Consider the following 18380-nt stretch of genomic DNA (forward strand, 5'->3'; position numbering starts at 1 on the left):
TTATTATTAGCTAAAAGTAAAAATATGAACGCATCGGATTTTGGACAATTATTGGTTTTTCAAGCCATAGCCGAAGAAAAAAGCATCACTGCTGCTGCTAAAAAACTCAATTTGGCTGTGCCATCAGTTAGCAAGTCATTGAAATTACTAGAACATAAAATGGGGGTGCCTTTATTCACACGTACCACACGCACCATTCAATTAACCGATTCAGGTTTGCAGCTGTGGCAAAATACGTCTGCGCATTTAATTGCACTGAATCAAGCATTTGAAGAAGTCAGTGAACAACATCAAACGCCGCGTGGCACCGTCAAAATTACCTTATCCCAAGTGCATTTTGATTTGATTTTTAAAGATATTTTGCTGGATTTTTATGCCCAATATCCACACATCACGTTGGATTTTTCTATTAATAATGCAACCGTGAATCTGGCAGAGCAGGGGTTTGATTTGGGCATCCGTTTTGGTAACACGCTGGCAGATGGCGTGGTAGCACGGAAAATTTATCCATCTATTCGGCAAGGTATTTATGTTTCAAATAGTTATGTGGAAAAATATGGCATACCACAATCACCGAATGACTTGGCGGCGCATCGCATGATTGGTTTTTATTTTATGACCGCGAAAAAAATTGAACCGTTTTTATTAAATATTGATGGAGTGGTTCAGGAAGTTTTTGTACATAATGTATTGATTTTAAATGATACAGATAAAATCATCAGTGCCATACATGCAGGCGTGGGGATTGGGCGAATTTTTGATAATGCACCTGATGTGGCGTTAAATGGGCTGATTCCTGTGTTGGAAGAGAACTGGTTGTGTTTTCCTGAAACATTTTTATATTTTATGCCAAATCGTTACAAGGCAAAACGCGTGCAGGTGGTCATTGATTTTTTGTTGCAAAAAAATCAGGCAGCCTGAAAGGTGTTGTCAGACTGCCTGAAATAAAAATTTATGACCAGATGAGTAAAGCGTGATTGCGTTTACCACGTCTCACAATAGTATATTTACCAAAACGTTTGTTTTCATGAGTAATTTGGTATTTATCATCGGGTTTTTCGGGGGTGAAATGAGGATTATTTTCCACAGCTACCGCACCATTAATTAACACTGCACCATTTTGTACAAAACCACGGGCTTCTTTATTGGATTGTGCTAAACCTGCTTGTACCAAGGCTTCCACAACATTCAGGCTGCCTGAAACCATAATTGTGGGTAAACCATCTAATGCCAACTGCGCATAATCCTGTTCCGTCAAATTGCTTTCATCGCCTGAAAATAGACTGTCGGTAATGCGTTGGGCAGCTTGCAACGCAACATCGCCATGAATTAAACGTGTCATTTCTTCGGCTAAAATGCGTTGTGCTTTGGGTTTTTTTCCACTGGCCTTATCAGCAGTTTCAATTTCATCAATTTTTTTGATGGATAAAAAGGTAAAGTATTTCAAAAATTTATATACGTCAGCATCAGCTACTTTCAGCCAAAATTGGTAAAATTGATATGGTGATGTTTTCGCTGCATCAAGCCATACTGCGCCACCTTCGGTTTTGCCAAATTTGGTGCCGTCGGCTTTGGTGACTAAAGGCAGTGTCATACCATGTACTGATTGTTGATTTAAACGGCGCGTGGTTTCTGTCCCCCAAGTAATGTTACCCCATTGGTCGCTACCGCCAATTTCTAATTTAACATTGTGCCGTTTATTTAATTCAGCAAAATCATAACCTTGAAGTAAAGCGTAAGCAAATTCAGTGAATGAAATTCCTTGGTCTTCGCGTTCAATGCGTTGTTTGACGGCTTCTTTTGCCAACATGGCATTGACAGAAAAATGTTTGCCAATATCACGCAAAAAATCCAAACAATTCATCGTACCGAACCAATTGGCGTTGTTTTCCATAATGGCTGGGTTTTCGCCATCAAATTTCAAAAATGGTTTCAATTGGTTACGAATACTTTCTACCCAACCTGCAACGGTTTCAGGTGTGTTTAGGCTGCGTTCTACAGCTTTAAAACTGGGGTCGCCGATCATACCTGTTGCACCGCCTACCAATGCCACTGGGGTATGTCCTGCATCTTGGAAACGACGTAACACCAGTATCGGTAATAAATGCCCGATGTGTAAACTGTCTGCTGTGGGGTCAAAACCGCAATACAAAGCAATTTTTTCTGAATCTAATAAATTAGATAATTCTTGAATATCAGTTGTTTGAGAGATTAATCCGCGCGCTTGCAAATCGGCTAATAATGGATTCATCAAAATTCCTTATGAATAAAATAGATAAAAAATAGTTTTAGGCAGCCTGAAAATGAACAAAGCTTTATCCTGATAAAAACGCGTTGCATTATAAAGAAAAAAAGCCATGAAAACCAGTTTCAGGCTGCCTGAAAAATAGAGCACATGATTTTAGCTTTGATGAATAAATATTCAAAAAGTTCAGATTTCGCTATAATAAAAAATTTTGGTAAGATGTATCTGAATGTTAAAAAATTTAAGGATAACTATATGATTCGTAAACCTTCTAAATTTCGCGTACACGCGTTTTTATGGCATTTATTGTGTTCGCTCATTATGGCAACATTGAGTTCTGCGGTGGTTTTTTGGATATGGCATCCTGGATTATTGGCAAAAGCGGTGGGTGTGGGGCATATTTTTTTGATGATGTTGGCGGTTGATGTGATTTTGGGGCCATTGCTGACTTTTGCGGTGGCAAAACAAGGCAAAAAATCATTAAAATTTGATTTATCAGTGATTATTTTTGTACAAGTGGCGGCATTGATTTATGGTTTGCACAGTATTGCGGCGAATCGTCCTGTGTATTTAGCTTTTGATATTTGGCGTTTTGAAATTGTCCGTGCCAGTGATGTGCGTCCCGAAGCATTGAAACGTGCTCAAAGTCCTTATAATCATTTATCGTGGTTTGGGCCCAAATGGGTGGCGGTAAAACCTGCAACCACAGCAGAAGACAAAAATAATCGTTTATTTGGAGAATTATCCACAGGTATTTCCCCAGGTATGCAGCCTGATTTATATGATTCTATTGAAAATCAATGGAATGTGATTGTTTCAGAAGGAGCAAAATTAAGTGATTTGAAAAAATTCAATCCGCCTGAAAAAGTAGATGCGGTAATAGCTAAATATCCGACTGCTGATAAATTTTATCCGCTTAAATCGTTGGGTACCAGTATGACAGTGTTGATTAATTCCAAAGAAAAACGCATTTTGGATTTAGTGGATTTGCGTCCTTGGGAAGAATAACTATCAGAAATAAATAAGGAGTGGTTAAAAAGTTAACCACTCCTTTTTGTGTGTGTACAGAAGTAATTTTAGAAATTATTTCATGTTGTTTTCAGCATCAACCAAAGAACGACGAGCCAAAGCCAAGTTAGATTTAGAACGATCCAATACAGAGTACAAGAACAAACCATCATGGCGAGTCAATGGACGCAACAAGTGGTATTGTTTACCCAAAGTAATCAAGATGTCTTCAATGCTGTCTTTCAAACCCAACATTTGCATGGTTTTCATTTTGGCACGCATCACTTCTGTGTTACCAGCAGCAGCGATTTCCAAATCAATGGCAGCAGAACCACCACCAGCCAACAACATACCGCTAGAGAAATCCACAATAGCAGCAGCCAAAGCACCATCAACATTTAACATTTCAGATACGGTTTTATCGTAGTTCATGAAAAACTCCAAAAAAAAATAATAAAAAATCGCGATAAACGGGTAGTTTAAAGCACCGAATGCAATACGCTTGCCATGCGGATTACCAGGTTCCCACTTATTGGCAGGATTTGCCAACTTGTTTTGCTGCCTAGAAATTGCAGGGGTATGCAATCTTGAGCGTACAACCCAACGGTTACCAGGTTACCACTCGCCAGCTTAAATTATTTGGCTGACTCATTTTACTGCCCAGAAACTGGTTATATTATAGGGTTTAATTTTATTTTGGTAAAGATGTATATATATTTGTTTTGATTTTTGGGAAAGATTATTTTCAAGGTAAAAATAATTTTCAGGCAGCCTGATTATTCACATGGTCAAAAATCGTCTATTTGTACTTTGATATAATCGCTTTTGACTAAAAAGTTGCAGCACGCCTAAATTGTCAATCGCCCCTAAGGCGATTAAGGCGATCCAAAAATAGAAAAAAGGTTTATTTATGGATACATATTTAAGTATGAAAGTGTTTTGTCAAGTGGTTCAAAGTGGTAGTTTCACACGCGCTGCCGAATTATTGGGTATTTCCATTCCCATGGCAAGCAAACATGTTGCGCATTTAGAAAAGACCATTCAATCTCAACTGCTTTATCGTAATAATCGTCATCTCAAATTAACTGAACAAGGTGAAATTTATTACCGTGAGTGTGTGATGGCGTTAGATATTTTGCGACAAGCGGAAAATGTGGTGTCGGCTGGCACAGTTAAACCCAGTGGTATTTTGCGCGTGAGTTTGCCGTTGTGGTTTTCGTGTGACATTTTCGCCAATTTAATTGCTGAATATCGTCAGCAATATCCTGATGTTGAACTGATTCTTAGTTTAACTAATCGTCGTGTCGATTTGAATACCGATGGCGAAGATTTGGCATTACGCTTGTCGCATCAATTGCCTGATAATGTGATTGCAAAATTTTTGACGCGTATCCCATTTTATTTGGTTGCTTCGCCCGATTATGTAGCACGATACGGGCTGCCTGAACATCACGAAGATTTACTCAAACATGAAGCCATTTTGCCATCTTACACAGATTTATCACAATTAGTGGCGCAATACCAACAACAAACCGTGCCTTTACCTATGAAAGGTACATTGCGCAGCAACAACACACAAATGATTGCAGCTCTGATTCGTTCTGGTGTGGGATTGGGCTATATGCCTGCGTGGTTGGCGGATGTGGATTTGCAAGCTGGGCGATTGATTCACATTTTGCCTGATTATCAAATTGAAGGTGTGCCACTTTATGTGGTGTATGCCAATCGTGCATTTATGAATGCGCGTACACGTAGCTTTATTGATTTTTTTGCAGAAAAATGGAAAAACTAGATTTTCAGGCTGCCTGAAAACGGTTAAAATGCGAAAGTATATACGCTATTTTGGCGTATGATTTTTTACAAGGATAGGATTGAATGAAAAAAACTTTTCTGAAAAAAACATTGTTGGTATTGTTGGGCGTAACCGCATCTCATACGGCTTTGGCTGATGCCATCACAGGGGCTTATATTCAAGGCGACATTGGTTTAACCTATATGAAAGCCGATGGTACGCATTATGATTCCGTTCGCAATGCCATCAAAACGTCATACAATGAATCCAAAATCATGCCACGTGTGAGCGTGGGTTACGATTTTGGTGATTGGCGCGTGGCTGGCGATTATACGCATTATGCCAACATTGAAGACAGCACCGCCACCAACAAATTCACCACCAAAGTACGTGGTGCGGGCGTTTCGGCGATTTATGATTTCAATACGGCTTTGCCAGTACCTGTGCAACCTTATGTGGGTGCGCGTGTCTCGGTAAACAAAGTGAAACAAGAAAGCATTGCATTCGGTAATAATGCATTGATTTCCAATAGTAATAGTTCAACTAAAGTAAGTCCAGGCGTATTGGCTGGTATGAATTATAAATTGGATAATCATTTCACAGTAGATGCAGGCTATCGCTACAACCATTTGGATTCAAGTGTGCAAACACATGAAGCATCAGTGGGGTTACGTTACACATTCTAATCATCAAAAATTTTGATGATTGATTATCAGGCTGCCTTTTGAGTAATCAAACGATTGGGTTTTGTTATGTAACAGTAGATTGAAAAAATATCTTTTTTTTATAAATACGTTAGATTTAAAAATGGAGGGCGGATAATATGATTGTCTGCCCTTATTTCCTTTTATTCATCAAAAAAATTTATTGAAAAAATGTCATGAACATCAGTCAAGCCGCACAACAAACAGGTTTATCCACCAAACAAATTCGTGATTATGAAAAACAAGGTTTGTTGCCACATGCTAAACGCACACCGAGCGGTTATCGTGATTATGCGCCAACCGACTTACAACGTTTGCATTTTATTCGCCATGCGCGAGATATGGGTTTTTCGTTGATGCAAATTGGGCAATTATTGGCGTTGCAAGATAATCCGACGCGGCAAAGCCGTGATGTGAAAGATTTGACTGCGCTGCATATCGCTGAATTAGATAAGAAAATTGCATCGCTGCAAGCTATGCGACATACGTTGCAAATATGGCATGACCAATGCACTGGCGATGAGCAACCAAATTGCTGTATTTTGGCGGGTTTGGTAGGGAAAGAATAGAACCTGTTGTATTCACCGCCAAGCGTGATGTCTTTTTGCACCATTTGGTACGCCTGTAGGAATGCTATTAGCATAAAATTCGCCTGACATTCGTACCAACTGGGACAAAAATCTATTTTATGTTGGCTATGAATACAGGTTGAAACCTCTGCAAAACTATCCGTCGTCATTATCGCGTAAGTGGTAATCCATTTTCAATCTTAAATGAATTTTCAATAAGTCAAATAAATCAATTATCTAAATTTTACTATTAGATTCCCGCATTAGCGAGAATGACGAGATTTGGGTTAGTTTTTGGATTTTGCAAAGGTTTCAGGTTCTAAAAAGGCAGCCTGAAAATAAATGAAATATTTTCAGGCTGCCTTATATTGTAAAATAATCAATTATTCTACAGGAATAATGCCAATTTTCGCTTGCCACTGTTTGGGTGCAACCGCATGAACCGATTGACCTTTAGAATCTACTGCAACGGTTACGGGCATATCTTTAACTTCGAACTCATAAATCGCTTCCATTCCCAATTCGGGGAACGCCAACACTTTGGCTTCTTTAATCGCTTTGGCAACGAGATACGCCGCGCCGCCTGTTGCCATCAAATACACCGCACCATTGTCAGCAATGGCTTCGCAGGCAGCCGCGCCACGTTCGGATTTGCCAATCATGCCAAGCAACCCTGTTTGTTCCAACATTTGGCGCGTGAATTTGTCCATTCGTGTTGCCGTAGTTGGACCAGCTGGCCCAACAATTTCATCGCGAACAGGATCCACAGGACCAACGTAATAAATCATTTTATTTGTAAAATCAACAGGTAATTTTTCACCGTTGTTGAGCATATCCACCATGCGTTTGTGTGCTGCATCGCGACCTGTCAAGATTTTACCGTTAAGCAACAACACATCACCCATTTTCCATTGTTTGACATCTTCTTTGGTCAGATTGTCCAAATCTACGCGAATACCATTGTCGGGACTATAAGTAATGTCGGGCCAATCTTCCAAACTGGGTGGATCTAATTTGACCGCGCCTGTCCCATCTAATACAAATTCAACATGGCGAGTGGCAGCGCAATTTGGAATCATGGCAATGGGTTTTGATGCAGCGTGGGTTGGGTAATCCAAAATTTTCACGTCTAATACAGTCGTCAGACCACCCAAACCTTGTGCACCAATCCCCAAAGCGTTGACTTTTTCATACAATTCCAAGCGCAATTTTTCTACCGTATTCAATTCCGCGCCCGATGCGGCTTTTTCTTGCAATTTTTGAATATCAATATGGCTCATTAAACTTTCTTTTGCCATCAATGCTGCTTTTTCGGGTGTACCACCAATACCAATGCCCAAAATGCCTGGTGGACACCAGCCTGCACCCATGGTTGGTACGGTTTTCAGCACCCAATCTACGATGCTATCAGATGGATTTAACATTGCCATTTTGGATTTGTTTTCTGAACCACCACCTTTTGCTGCGCAAGTTACTTCCAATTTGTCGCCTGCCACCACTTCCATGTGAACGATGGCTGGCGTGTTATCTTTGGTATTGGTGCGCTTGCCTGCTGGGTCAGCTAAAACTGATGCGCGTAACACATTATCGGGGTGAGTGTAAGCGCGGCGTACACCTTCATTGACCATGTCTTGTACCGACATTTGCGCGTCCCATTGCACATTCATACCAATTTTCAGGAACACGGTGGCGATACCTGTATCTTGGCAAATTGGGCGGTGTCCTTCGGCACACATACGGCTATTGACTAAAATTTGTGTCATCGCATCTTTGGCGGCTGGATTTTGTTCTTTTTCCAATGCCTTAGTCAGAGCATGAATGTAATCTTTCGGATGATAATAGCTGATGAATTGGAACGCATCGGCAATACTTTGGATAAAGTCTTCTTGTTTGATGATGGTCATGGTTGTGTCCTTTGGGTTAACAGTGTAGAGATTTTATGGTAGTAGAATTAGAACCTGTGTTCACAGCCAAACGTGATGTCTTTTTGCCCCATTTAGCACGTCTGCTGTGTTGAATTTCATGCCAATAGGAAGAACGCTATTGGCGCGAAATTCGCCTAGCATTCGCCCCAACTGGGACAAAAATCCATTTCACGTTGGCTATGAATACAGGTTCTTAGAATTTTATCGCATATCAGATTGCCTGCGAAACAGTTATTCCATTTTATGAAAACATTCGTGATTACTTGAATCATGCCAATTGAATTGCGTTAACATTCCAATCTATTGGTAAATGATGTTCTTGCAATTTTTGCCAATCAAAAAAATGTCCGGGGTCGGTTTTGCGATGTGGCGCGATGTGCTGGTGTCCTGTAATCGCATTAATTGGATAATGTTGACATAATTCGTCCAGTAACACCAACAGCGCATCATATTGTGCTGATTCAAACGGTTCAAAATCACAGCCTTCTAATTCAATACCAATGGCATAATGATTACATTTTTCGCGCCCATGAAATTGCGATACGCCAGCATGGTAAGCCATATCATCACACGAAACATATTGTTGAATTTCGCCCGTGCGCCGAATAAAAAAATGCGATGACACCCGAAAATCCACCAATTGTGTGAAAAACGGATTGGCATTTGCATCAATGGTATTGGTAAACAAACACTCCACTGCGTCCGAACCGTATTCAAATGGTGCAAGTGAAATATTATGCAATACAATCAAAGAAATATCATTTTTATTTAGGCGGGATTCATAATTGGGGGAATATTTTTGCGTGGCATGTTGCCAGCGACCGTGTAACCAAGTATTCATTTAGATAACCTTAAAAAATTGTTTTCAGGCAGCATTTTTATTGCTCAAAGCATTTAAATTTAGCAAAAAAATAGTCAAAAACCCAACATAATAATTAGTTAATTTAAAAAAATCTTTTCTATCAAAGCCATAATCATTACAATAAAAACATGATTAAGTGAGTAACCATTTTTTTATGCAAAAATTAATAAAACGTGTGTTGAAATTATTTGGATTGATGCTGTTGAGTGGTGGTTTGTTGGTGGTGTTTTGTGCGTGGCAAGTTTATGATTATGCACAACATGAAAAGCCGTTACCTCAAAAAGCCGATGCAGTGGTGGTGTTAGGAGCTGCGGCTTGGGGCAACAATCCGTCCCCTGTTTTGCGTGAACGGATTAATTATGGCATTAAATTGTATCAACAACATACCGTACAAAAAATGATTTTCACAGGTGGTACGCCTAAGTTTGGCTACCCCACTGAAGCGGAAGTGGCGCAACGTTACGCCATGCAAAAATTCAACGTGCCGCAACGCGACATTATATTAGATACCGAATCGAGCAGCACCTACGAAAACCTAACCAACACCCGCACTTTAATGCACAACCATCATCTAGACAGCGTGATTATTGTGAGTGACCCAGACCATTTGGCGCGTGCAGCGGCGATGGCGCGAGCGTTGGGCATCACAGCGAATGTGTCGGCCACGCCCAGCAGCTTATATTATGGACAACGTAAAGCACGTTTGAAATTTATGTTGCAAGAAACTTTGTCATTGACTTATTTTTATTTGGAAAATGGTTTGATGGCATCGGCAAAAATATTGTTGTCAGCGACAGTAATGCGTGACAACAATATTCAGGCAGCCTGAAATGATGATTTTATGAATTGCATTCGCTGGACGCGCAGTCCTTCAGGCAGCCTGAAAACCGATGAATTTGCCCCAAAATGTCATTCTTCCTAAAAAAGTCAAATCGTATGCCAAAATTGTCAGTTAAACTGTTGTAAAAAAAATACGGAATCAACCCAATTAGTCTGAATATGACAAAATACGGCGAATTTTCCCCCATTTTCAGGCAGCCTGAAAAATTTTGGTAAATTGAGTTAAAAATAATTTTAATAAAATCAATTTAATAAAATCTCATCGTGTACTTGGTTGCGAAATAGGCACAAACTCTGCTACATAACCAGCAAGTAAGCAGCAAACGTTGCTTAATTGGTAACACAAATTTCTTTTTAAACAAACTTTCCCTATCTTGGAGATAAAACATGAAAACTATGCAAAAAGGTTTCACATTAATCGAGTTGATGATTGTAATCGCTATTATCGGTATTTTGGCTGCTATCGCATTGCCTGCTTACCAAGACTACACTGTTCGCTCAAAAATTTCTGAGGCTTTGATTGCTTCTTCTTCTGCTAAAGGCATGGTATCTGAAGCATTCCAATCTGATAGTTTGTCTGGTGTAGCAACTGCTGCTACTGCTTATAATGCCAAACCTAAGTCTGAAAAATCTTCTAAATATGTTGATGATATCGTGGTTAATGCAGCTGATGGTGCAATCACTGTAACGTTGTCTAAAGCTAGCAACGTAGGTTTCCCAGCTGAAGTTAAAGGTAAAACTATTGTCTTCACTCCATATGTGAAAAAAGCTAAGTTGGCTGAAGGTGCGCAAGGTGCGATTGACTGGGCTTGTGCTTCTAATGCAAACGGTACTGCAACTGCTCGTGGTTTAACATCACCAACTGCTGGTACTTTGCCATCTAAATACGCTCCTTCTGAGTGTCGTTAATTTTTAAGTGATAAGTTTTATTGCTGAATAAATAGAAAATTTGGGCATGATTGCTCAATGAGAAGCAGAATTCTAAGGATTCTGCTTTTCGTCATACAAAATAATAAATAAGAACCTGTTTTCATCATCTTAATAGCTTGCTTTTATCGCCACTTCATGCGCCTACTGCATTGGCTTGAAAAGTTGCCTAGTATTCGCAAAAATTGTTAATAAAATCAAGTTATCAATCTTACGAACACAGGTTCTAAAGGAAATCTAGATGAAAAACAATATGCAAAAGGGCTTCACTCTCATTGAATTGATGATTGTGATTGCTATTATTGGGATTTTGGCGGCAATTGCATTGCCAGCATATCAAGATTATACTGTTCGCGCGAAGATATCTGAAGCGTTGTTGGCGGTATCATCTGTCAAAACTTTTATTGCAGAAGCCTTTGAAACCGATGGGTACACAGGTGTAACCAGTGCTGCCGCCGCGTATAATAAGTCTAAACCCAAATCCGAAAAAATTAGTAAATATGTTGAAGACATTCAAATTGATGAAATAACAGGTGCAATTTCTGTTTACATCAAGAATGATAAAAGTTTGCCTAAAGAAGCACAAAATGCAACCCTTGTTTTGACTCCACACGTGTTGGGTAACGCCTTATCTGAAAAAGTGCATGGCGCGATCGATTGGGCTTGTAGCAGCACAGGTACGGGTACAGCAAACGCTCGTTTGTTGAGAGCCGCTCAACCAGGTACATTACCTGCTAAATACGCACCGTCTGAATGTCGCTAATAAATTGAATTCACGCAAAAAGGCAGCCTGAAAACCATTGTTCGGTTTTCAGGCTGCCTTGCAATTGTTGAATTATGCGAAATCACCACCAAAACTCATCGCGCCCGTTTCCGCGCTGCTGGTTTGGCTGCGGAATCCTGCAAATAATTCACGTCCGATACCGTGTGTGTTTTTGGACAAATCAGGCATCGGCGCAACACGCGCATCAAATTCTTTCGCATCAACCAATACATTTAATTCGCCTGTATGCGCGTTAAATTGAATTAAATCACCTGTTTTGATTTTGCCAATACCACCACCCATCAATGCTTCAGGCGACATATGAATCGCAGCAGGTACTTTGCCAGATGCGCCCGACATCCGTCCATCGGTAACCAATGCCACTTTTTGTCCGCGGTCTTGCAAAATTGCCAAAGGCGGTGTGAGCTTGTGTAATTCAGGCATACCATTGGCGCGCGCACCTTGGTAACGAACCACACACACGAAATCTTTGCCGTCCAATTCGCCACGTTCAAATGCAGCCAATACATCGCGTTGGTCATCAAACACAATGGCCGGGGCTTCAATGACAAAGGTATTGGGTTTCATGGCAGATACTTTAATCACGCCGCGTCCGATGTTGCCTTTCATTAATTTTAAGCCACCGTCTGGAGAGAATGGGTTATCGTAAGTGCGTAAAATATCTTCGTTTAAACTTTTTTTAGTGGCATCTTTCCAAACTAATTTGCCGTTGTCCAAGAATGGTTCTTGCGTATAAGCCGCCATGCCGTGTCCAACTACGGTGTCTACATCATCATGCAATAAACCGTTTTCACGCAATTCACGAATCACAAACGGCAAACCACCAGCCGCTGCAAAATGGTTTACATCGGCTTGTCCATTTGGATACACGCGAATCAGCAGTGGAATAATGGAAGAAATTTCATCAAAATCGTCCCAATTTAAAATCACGCCAGCCGCGCGCGCCATGGCGACTAAGTGCATGGTGTGGTTGGTTGAACCACCTGTCGCCATTAAACCAATAATCGCATTGATGAATGATTTTTCCGATAACATTTCGCCAATCGGTTTCAGGCTGCCTGAACGCAGATTTTGTGCCATGTGTGCGGCTGCATGGCGTGTTAAGGCTTCGCGCATGGGTGTGTAAGGATTGAAAAACGCAGCAGCTGGCAAATGCACGCCCATAAATTCCATCATCATTTGGTTGGAGTTTGCTGTGCCATAAAATGTGCAAGTACCAGGGCTGTGATATGACCCCATTTCGCTTGCTAACAGGGCTTCGCGACCAACTTTACCTTCGGCAAATAATTGGCGGGTACGTGCTTTTTCTTTGTTGCCAATGCCACTTTGCATTGGACCAGCTGGCACAAACAGTGCAGGAATATGACCACACGACAACGCACCAATCATCAAACCAGGAACAATTTTATCGCACACGCCAAAAAACAACGCGCCATCAAACATTTGATGCGACAAACCCACTGCTGTACTCATCGCAATCACATCACGCGAAAACAACGACAATTCCATGCCTTCATAGCCTTGTGTGATGCCATCGCACATGGCTGGTGTGCCACCTGCCACTTGGGCGGTTGCACCGAATTTTTGCGCTTCGTCTTTAATCCAATCGGGGAAATCTTTGAAAGGTTGATGCGCAGACACCATGTCATTGTATGCGCTAATCATGCCAATATTTGGCACATCTGATTTTTGCATTTCAATTTTGATGGTTTTGGGCATAGACGCATAGCCGTGCGCCAAATTAGAACAGCCGAGTTGGTCGCGTTCCACTTTGCCTTGTTGTTTTAAGGCGCGGATTCGGTTGAGATACACTTCACGCGTGGGGCGCGAACGTTCAATAATGCGGTCGGTGATTTCTTTTAATTTTGGGTGTAGTGGTTTCATGTCGCTTCCTAGGGGCTAATGACAATTCAAAAAAAGAGGCAAAGGATTTAAGATATTGTTTCCACGCAACCATCCCAAACCTTTGCCATGTCCCGAAACACGCTTACAAATGAAACATGGTCAAGACTGTTGCCTATTTTGAAACAGCTTGGCATTTATCGCAAGAAAAATTTACGCAAAACAGTAGAAGGTATCCTATTTCGCTTACGTACAGGCTGCCAATGGGCTGATATACCTAGTTATTTTGGTAAAGCAAACAGCCTTTACCAAAGTTTCAATCGCTGGTCTAAACGCGGTATTTTTACCCGATTATTCAAACATTTGGTAGATACACCCGATATGGAATGGGTCTTTATGGACGGTAGCCATATCCGCGTTCATCAACACGGTATGGGTAAACAATCCATTACGCATCAAGCTGTTGGTAAGAGTATCGGTGGTCATACGTCTAAAATTCATTTAGCGGTTGATGCTTGTGGTAATCCAATTGAATTTATCATTACAGCTGGTAATGTAAATGATATTGTTGTTGCGCCTGATTTATTGGCACAATTGGATTTAAGTGATAATGAAACCGTGTGTGCTGATAGGGGTTTTGACAGTGATACTTTTCGTCGGTTAATTCAGTCTAAACAAAGTAAAGCCAATATTCCATATAAGAAAAATAGAGAACATCTTAATGTGGGCACAGATTGGTATTTATATAAAATCAGGCACTTGGTAGAAAACGCTTTTGCGCGATTAAAGCATTTTCGTGCGCTGGCAACACGGTACGATAAATTAAAACGTAATTATGAAAGTACTGTATCATTAGCTTGTGCTTTGATTTGGTTGAAATTATAGCTAAAATGTCATTAGCCCCTAATAAATAAAACAAAATAAGCTAATCGGTGCATATGTAATTTTACAACATTATACAATGATTTTAGCTTTTAAATCGCAAAATTAATGCAGTTTTACAGATTTTCTGTAATATTGTTACTAAATGAGTCTTTTAAGGCAGCCTGAACAATCAAATTCTATTCGTACATGAGGGAGCGGATAATAGTATTTTTAGAACTTGTGTTCATAATCTTAATCGCTTGACTTCTAGAACACAGGTTATTAATTTTAAAAGACTATATTTGCCAACCATGTTTGTGCATCGAGCATGTCTTGTTGAATTTGTTGTTGCAGAGTGGTTAAATCTGCGAATTTTTCTTCATCACGCAATTTATGTAGGAATTGCACGTCAATTCGTTCGCCGTATAAATTTCCAGAATAATCAAATAAATGAACTTCTAGTTTAGGAGTCAATGTATTGGACACAGTTGGATTCACACCAAAACTCGCCACGCCATGGTATTTGCCAAACGCAGTCAATACGCGCACCACAAACACGCCACGTAACGCGTAGGAATGTTTCGGTAAATGCACGTTGGCGGTGGGACAACCGATGGTTCGCCCCAATTTGGCACCGTGTTTCACATGACCACTTAAGGTGTAGGCGTGTCCTAAAATTTGCGTGGCGGTGCGCAAATCGCCTGCCGCAAGAGCTTGGCGTACGGCGGTGCTGCTGGCACGGCAGCCTGAAACCAAAACGCTGGGCGTATTCTGTGTTTCAAATTGTGAATACGATTGCAACAATTCAAAATCGCCACCGCGTGCCTTGCCAAAACGAAAATCATCACCGACCAATAAATAACGCGTATTTAAATGACCCAACAAAATGTGTTGAATAAAATCGTGAGCAGTTTTATTGGCAAAATTTGGAGTAAATCTTTGTACCCAAACAGTTTTCAGGCAGCCTGATTGCTGTAGCAATTGAATTTTGTCGCGTAAAGGCGTGAGCCGATAGGGCGGAGATTGTTGGGCGAAAAATTCTGTGGGTTGCGGTTCAAAGATGATGGCGGTGGTGGCGAGTTGGCGTTGTTCGGCTTGTTGCTTAAGAGTTTGTAAAATATGGAGATGACCTGTGTGTACGCCGTCAAAATTGCCAATCGTTACTGCGCTGCCTTGTGGTACAAATGGGTGTGTTCCGAAAATAATATTCATGATTTTGGTATGATTTTTTTTAATGAAATCGTATTTTAATAATTTTTCAGGCAGGCTTATAGTGCGTAATGAAAAATATTTGGGAGTAAAAACCGATATAATGGTGTTTTCTTAATTTTTCAGGCAGCCTGAAAAAGTATTTGGAGATTTTTTATAATGAAATACAAAATGTTATTTTTATCCGCATGGCTTTTAACTGCTCACACCGCGATGGCGCAACCACATTTGCCTGCCGAAATGTATCAATCTTCACGCGGTGCAATCGTGAAAATCAAAGACCGTGGTGATGGCGAATGGTATGTCAAATCGGTGGTGCGTGGCAGCAATGTGTATCGGTTATCGCAATATATTGAATCAAAAGCCAGAACTCATGGTTATCATTTGATTGGTAAAGATATTCGTACCAATAAAGCAGATTTGTCTTTTGAAAATAATCGGTATCGTTTGAATGCGTCTATAGATTTAAATTCAGATAATACAATGGATTATGAAATTGAACGTGAATTAAATTGATACGCAGCCTAAAATAAAATTTGACATCAATTTTATTTTGCAGTATAGTTCAATTCTTCAGACGCGGGATGGAGCAGCATGGTAGCTCGTCGGGCTCATAACCCGAAGGTCGTAGGTTCAAATCCTGCTCCCGCAACCAAATTCAACCACTTTGTTATTTTAACAAAGTGGTTTTTTGTTTCATTTTCAACAAAATTATTTTCTCATCGGTTATAATAGTTATATCTTTCAATTTCCATAATGAACCGATTATGACAATTTGCGAACCTGATGAAATCATCATTCACGGCACAACAAGTAAAGGCAAAGTGTTTCGTCCGAGCGATTGGGCGGAGCGTTTATGTGGCATTTTGTCGTCATTCAATAAAGACAACCGACTATCCTATCATGAATGGGTGCAGCCTGTGGTCATGGATAAAATTCGTTGTGTGGCGATTGTGCCAAAATTACAGGAAATTAATCCCAGTATGTTCCGTTTTTTGATGGATTTTGCGGCGGATAATGATTTATGCGTTTTGACTTATCGGGAATTGTTGGCAGAGCAGGGCGCAAATGCAGAATCTGTTGAGGTAAATACTGTCATTGCTGCGCCAGAAACCGTGTCATGCCCCGAACCCATGCCCGAGCAGCCTCCTGAAACACTTGAAGAACCCGAAAGCATATTGCGCGAAATTGCACCGCATGAAACAGCAATTGCGTTTGCGGCGTTGAGCGTGTTGCGTCCCAAATTGAAAGACATCAACAGCTTTGTTGAACAAATTAATAAGGTGCAACGTATGCAAGGCTATCGTCTGTTGGGTGTATTTGAACGTGGAACGAGCAATCCCGTGGCGGTGTGTGGTTTTCGTGTTGAAACCAATTTAGTAAGTGGAAATCATTTACATATTGATGATTTGGTTACGCTGCCACAATATCGCAAACATGGCTATGGCACAAGATTATTAACAGAAATTCAACGCATTGCCAGCGAGCAAAATATTGAAGAAATTCATATTGATAGCAGCGTAGGCGGTGAGCGAACAACTGCGCATCGGATTTATTTCCAGCATGGTTTTGAAATTCATGCGTATCATTTTGTTTGTAAAATGGATTATCAGAAATAATGGTTATTTTTTTCAGGCTGCCTGAACAGATTAATGTTTTCAGGCAGCCTGATTTTTCAGTTTAAAAATTAGATATATGAATGAATACAATGTATTAGCTACTCATGCAGGAGTAGACGAAGCAGGACGAGGACCTTTGGTGGGCAGTGTGTTTGCAGCGGCTGTGATTTTGCCTGCCCATTACGATTTGCCTGATTTGACCGATTCCAAAAAATTATCCGAAAAAAAGCGTGATAAATTAGCTGAATTAATTAAAAATCAAGCTATTGCTTGGAGTATTGCGTCTGCATCTCCAGCAGAAATTGTGCAATACAATATTTTGTATGCCACCATGTTAGCCATGAAACGAGCGGTGTTGGGGTTGAATCAGAAGCCTGAAAAAGTATGGATTGATGGTAATCGTGTGCCACCTGAATTGGGGATTGATGCCCAAGCTGTGGTTAAAGGCGACAGCAAAATTGCCCAAATTTCAGCAGCGTCCATTTTGGCGAAAACGGCGCGTGATGCGGAAATGTATGCATTGGCAACATTGTATCCGCAATATGGTTTTGAAAAACATAAAGGTTATGGCACGGCAGCACATTTGGCAGCATTGCGACAATATGGTGTGCTGCCTGAACACCGAGCAGATTTTTCACCTGTTAAGGCTTTGTTAGCGCAAGGAAAATTTTTCAATCAATAAATTTGATGAATAGGTAACCTGATGAAAAAAATAATGTTTATTTGTTTAGGGAATATTTGTCGTTCGCCGATGGCAGAATATGTATTGCGCGATATGGCGGCTAAACGTGGTATTGTGTTGGAAGTTGCCAGCGCAGGGACTTCGGGTTGGCATGATGGCGAATATATGCACTGTGGTACGGCGGATATTTTAGATGGTTTGAATATTGATTCACGCGATTTTATCAGCAGTAAAGTAACGCGAGACGATTGGCAATACTATGATTATTTGATTGTGATGGACAATCAAAATTTAGTTGATATGGAAAAACAATTCGGAAAAAGCAGAAAATTATTTAAAATTACAGATTTGCTGCCTGAAAATAGTCCATATGACCACGTTCCTGACCCTTGGTACACGGGTAATTTTGTGGAAACGCGCGAAATTATTCAGCAATGCTGTAATGAACTACTAATACAAATTCAACGTGGCATATTGTAATTTACCAATAATTTGATTTTTATAATAT

General features: G+C 40.4%; 19 protein-coding genes and 1 tRNA gene. 14 read left to right on the forward strand and 6 right to left on the reverse strand.

Annotated elements, in window-relative coordinates:
* Positions 1 to 24: 24 nt before the first annotated feature.
* Entirely contained in the window at positions 25 to 921 is an 897-nt protein-coding gene (locus tag BWP33_RS11910; RefSeq protein ID WP_002642754.1) for a LysR family transcriptional regulator, read from the forward strand.
* A 31-nt stretch (positions 922 to 952) separates the two neighbouring features.
* Here BWP33_RS11910 and tyrS read toward each other — a convergent pair whose 3' ends face one another.
* Positions 953 to 2251, reverse strand: coding sequence for a tyrosine--tRNA ligase (gene tyrS, locus BWP33_RS11915; RefSeq protein ID WP_002642755.1), 1299 nt, complete (start codon positions 2249 to 2251; stop codon positions 953 to 955).
* Positions 2252 to 2500: 249 nt separating this feature from the next.
* Here tyrS and tfpZ point away from each other — a divergent pair, with 249 nt between their 5' ends.
* A complete protein-coding gene (gene tfpZ / locus BWP33_RS11920; RefSeq protein ID WP_002642756.1) occupies positions 2501 to 3253 on the forward strand; it encodes a TfpX/TfpZ family type IV pilin accessory protein in 753 nt (250 codons plus the stop codon).
* 75 nt (positions 3254 to 3328) lie between these two features.
* On the opposite strand, the gene BWP33_RS11925 is transcribed toward tfpZ, so the two are convergent.
* Entirely contained in the window at positions 3329 to 3685 is a 357-nt protein-coding gene (locus BWP33_RS11925; RefSeq protein ID WP_002642757.1) for a hypothetical protein, read from the reverse strand.
* Positions 3686 to 4163: 478 nt separating this feature from the next.
* On the opposite strand from BWP33_RS11925, the gene BWP33_RS11930 reads away from it, so the two are divergent.
* The 3 genes from BWP33_RS11930 (at position 4164) to cueR (ending at position 6318) form a co-directional block, all read left to right on the forward strand.
* Entirely contained in the window at positions 4164 to 5045 is an 882-nt protein-coding gene (locus tag BWP33_RS11930) for a LysR family transcriptional regulator (RefSeq protein WP_002642758.1), read from the forward strand.
* A gap of 83 nt (positions 5046 to 5128) precedes the next feature.
* Positions 5129 to 5731, forward strand: coding sequence for an opacity family porin (locus BWP33_RS11935; RefSeq protein WP_002642759.1), 603 nt, complete (start codon positions 5129 to 5131; stop codon positions 5729 to 5731).
* 194 nt (positions 5732 to 5925) lie between these two features.
* Positions 5926 to 6318, forward strand: coding sequence for a Cu(I)-responsive transcriptional regulator (gene cueR, locus BWP33_RS11940; protein WP_002642760.1), 393 nt, complete (start codon positions 5926 to 5928; stop codon positions 6316 to 6318).
* Positions 6319 to 6701: 383 nt separating this feature from the next.
* Here the strand turns inward: cueR and BWP33_RS11945 are convergent, their stop codons facing one another.
* Together BWP33_RS11945 and ampD are read right to left on the reverse strand one after the other, a co-directional pair.
* Entirely contained in the window at positions 6702 to 8222 is a 1521-nt protein-coding gene (locus tag BWP33_RS11945) for a fumarate hydratase (RefSeq protein ID WP_002642761.1), read from the reverse strand.
* Positions 8223 to 8511: 289 nt separating this feature from the next.
* Positions 8512 to 9084 carry a 1,6-anhydro-N-acetylmuramyl-L-alanine amidase AmpD gene (gene ampD / locus BWP33_RS11950; RefSeq protein ID WP_002642762.1) on the reverse strand — a complete coding sequence of 191 codons (573 nt, stop codon included), beginning with the start codon at positions 9082 to 9084 and terminating at the stop codon, positions 8512 to 8514.
* A 175-nt stretch (positions 9085 to 9259) separates the two neighbouring features.
* Here ampD and BWP33_RS11955 point away from each other — a divergent pair, with 175 nt between their 5' ends.
* The 3 genes from BWP33_RS11955 (at position 9260) to BWP33_RS11965 (ending at position 11635) form a co-directional block, all read left to right on the forward strand.
* The gene (locus tag BWP33_RS11955) at positions 9260 to 9934 is read left to right on the forward strand and encodes a YdcF family protein (protein WP_002642763.1); all 675 of its coding nucleotides are present in this window, start codon (positions 9260 to 9262) and stop codon (positions 9932 to 9934) included.
* A 398-nt stretch (positions 9935 to 10332) separates the two neighbouring features.
* Positions 10333 to 10854 (forward strand): pilin, encoded by a 522-nt coding sequence (locus tag BWP33_RS11960; RefSeq protein ID WP_002642764.1) that lies wholly within the window; start codon positions 10333 to 10335, stop codon positions 10852 to 10854.
* A gap of 259 nt (positions 10855 to 11113) precedes the next feature.
* Positions 11114 to 11635 carry a pilin gene (locus BWP33_RS11965; protein WP_002642765.1) on the forward strand — a complete coding sequence of 174 codons (522 nt, stop codon included), beginning with the start codon at positions 11114 to 11116 and terminating at the stop codon, positions 11633 to 11635.
* A gap of 72 nt (positions 11636 to 11707) precedes the next feature.
* Here BWP33_RS11965 and edd read toward each other — a convergent pair whose 3' ends face one another.
* Positions 11708 to 13540: a phosphogluconate dehydratase gene (edd, locus tag BWP33_RS11970; protein ID WP_002642766.1), complete on the reverse strand. Its 1833-nt coding sequence runs from the start codon at positions 13538 to 13540 to the stop codon at positions 11708 to 11710.
* An 87-nt stretch (positions 13541 to 13627) separates the two neighbouring features.
* Here edd and BWP33_RS11975 point away from each other — a divergent pair, with 87 nt between their 5' ends.
* Positions 13628 to 14383 carry an IS5 family transposase gene (locus BWP33_RS11975; protein ID WP_002641156.1) on the forward strand — a complete coding sequence of 252 codons (756 nt, stop codon included), beginning with the start codon at positions 13628 to 13630 and terminating at the stop codon, positions 14381 to 14383.
* Positions 14384 to 14650: 267 nt separating this feature from the next.
* Here BWP33_RS11975 and ribF read toward each other — a convergent pair whose 3' ends face one another.
* On the reverse strand, positions 14651 to 15574 hold the full coding sequence (gene ribF / locus BWP33_RS11980; RefSeq protein WP_002642767.1) for a bifunctional riboflavin kinase/FAD synthetase: 924 nt from the start codon (positions 15572 to 15574) through the stop codon (positions 14651 to 14653).
* A 156-nt stretch (positions 15575 to 15730) separates the two neighbouring features.
* Between ribF and BWP33_RS11985 the strand changes: the two genes are divergently transcribed.
* The 5 genes from BWP33_RS11985 (at position 15731) to BWP33_RS12005 (ending at position 18352) form a co-directional block, all read left to right on the forward strand.
* On the forward strand, positions 15731 to 16087 hold the full coding sequence (locus BWP33_RS11985; protein WP_002642768.1) for a hypothetical protein: 357 nt from the start codon (positions 15731 to 15733) through the stop codon (positions 16085 to 16087).
* 62 nt (positions 16088 to 16149) lie between these two features.
* Positions 16150 to 16226 (forward strand) — tRNA-Met (locus tag BWP33_RS11990).
* A 112-nt stretch (positions 16227 to 16338) separates the two neighbouring features.
* On the forward strand, positions 16339 to 17190 hold the full coding sequence (locus BWP33_RS11995; protein ID WP_002642769.1) for a GNAT family N-acetyltransferase: 852 nt from the start codon (positions 16339 to 16341) through the stop codon (positions 17188 to 17190).
* A 76-nt stretch (positions 17191 to 17266) separates the two neighbouring features.
* Positions 17267 to 17872: a ribonuclease HII gene (gene rnhB, locus BWP33_RS12000; protein ID WP_002642770.1), complete on the forward strand. Its 606-nt coding sequence runs from the start codon at positions 17267 to 17269 to the stop codon at positions 17870 to 17872.
* Between the two features lie 21 nt (positions 17873 to 17893).
* On the forward strand, positions 17894 to 18352 hold the full coding sequence (locus tag BWP33_RS12005; protein WP_002642771.1) for a low molecular weight protein-tyrosine-phosphatase: 459 nt from the start codon (positions 17894 to 17896) through the stop codon (positions 18350 to 18352).
* Positions 18353 to 18380: the final 28 nt, after the last annotated feature.

The organism is Simonsiella muelleri ATCC 29453, from assembly GCF_002951835.1.
In the GTDB taxonomy this organism is placed as follows: domain Bacteria; phylum Pseudomonadota; class Gammaproteobacteria; order Burkholderiales; family Neisseriaceae; genus Simonsiella; species Simonsiella muelleri.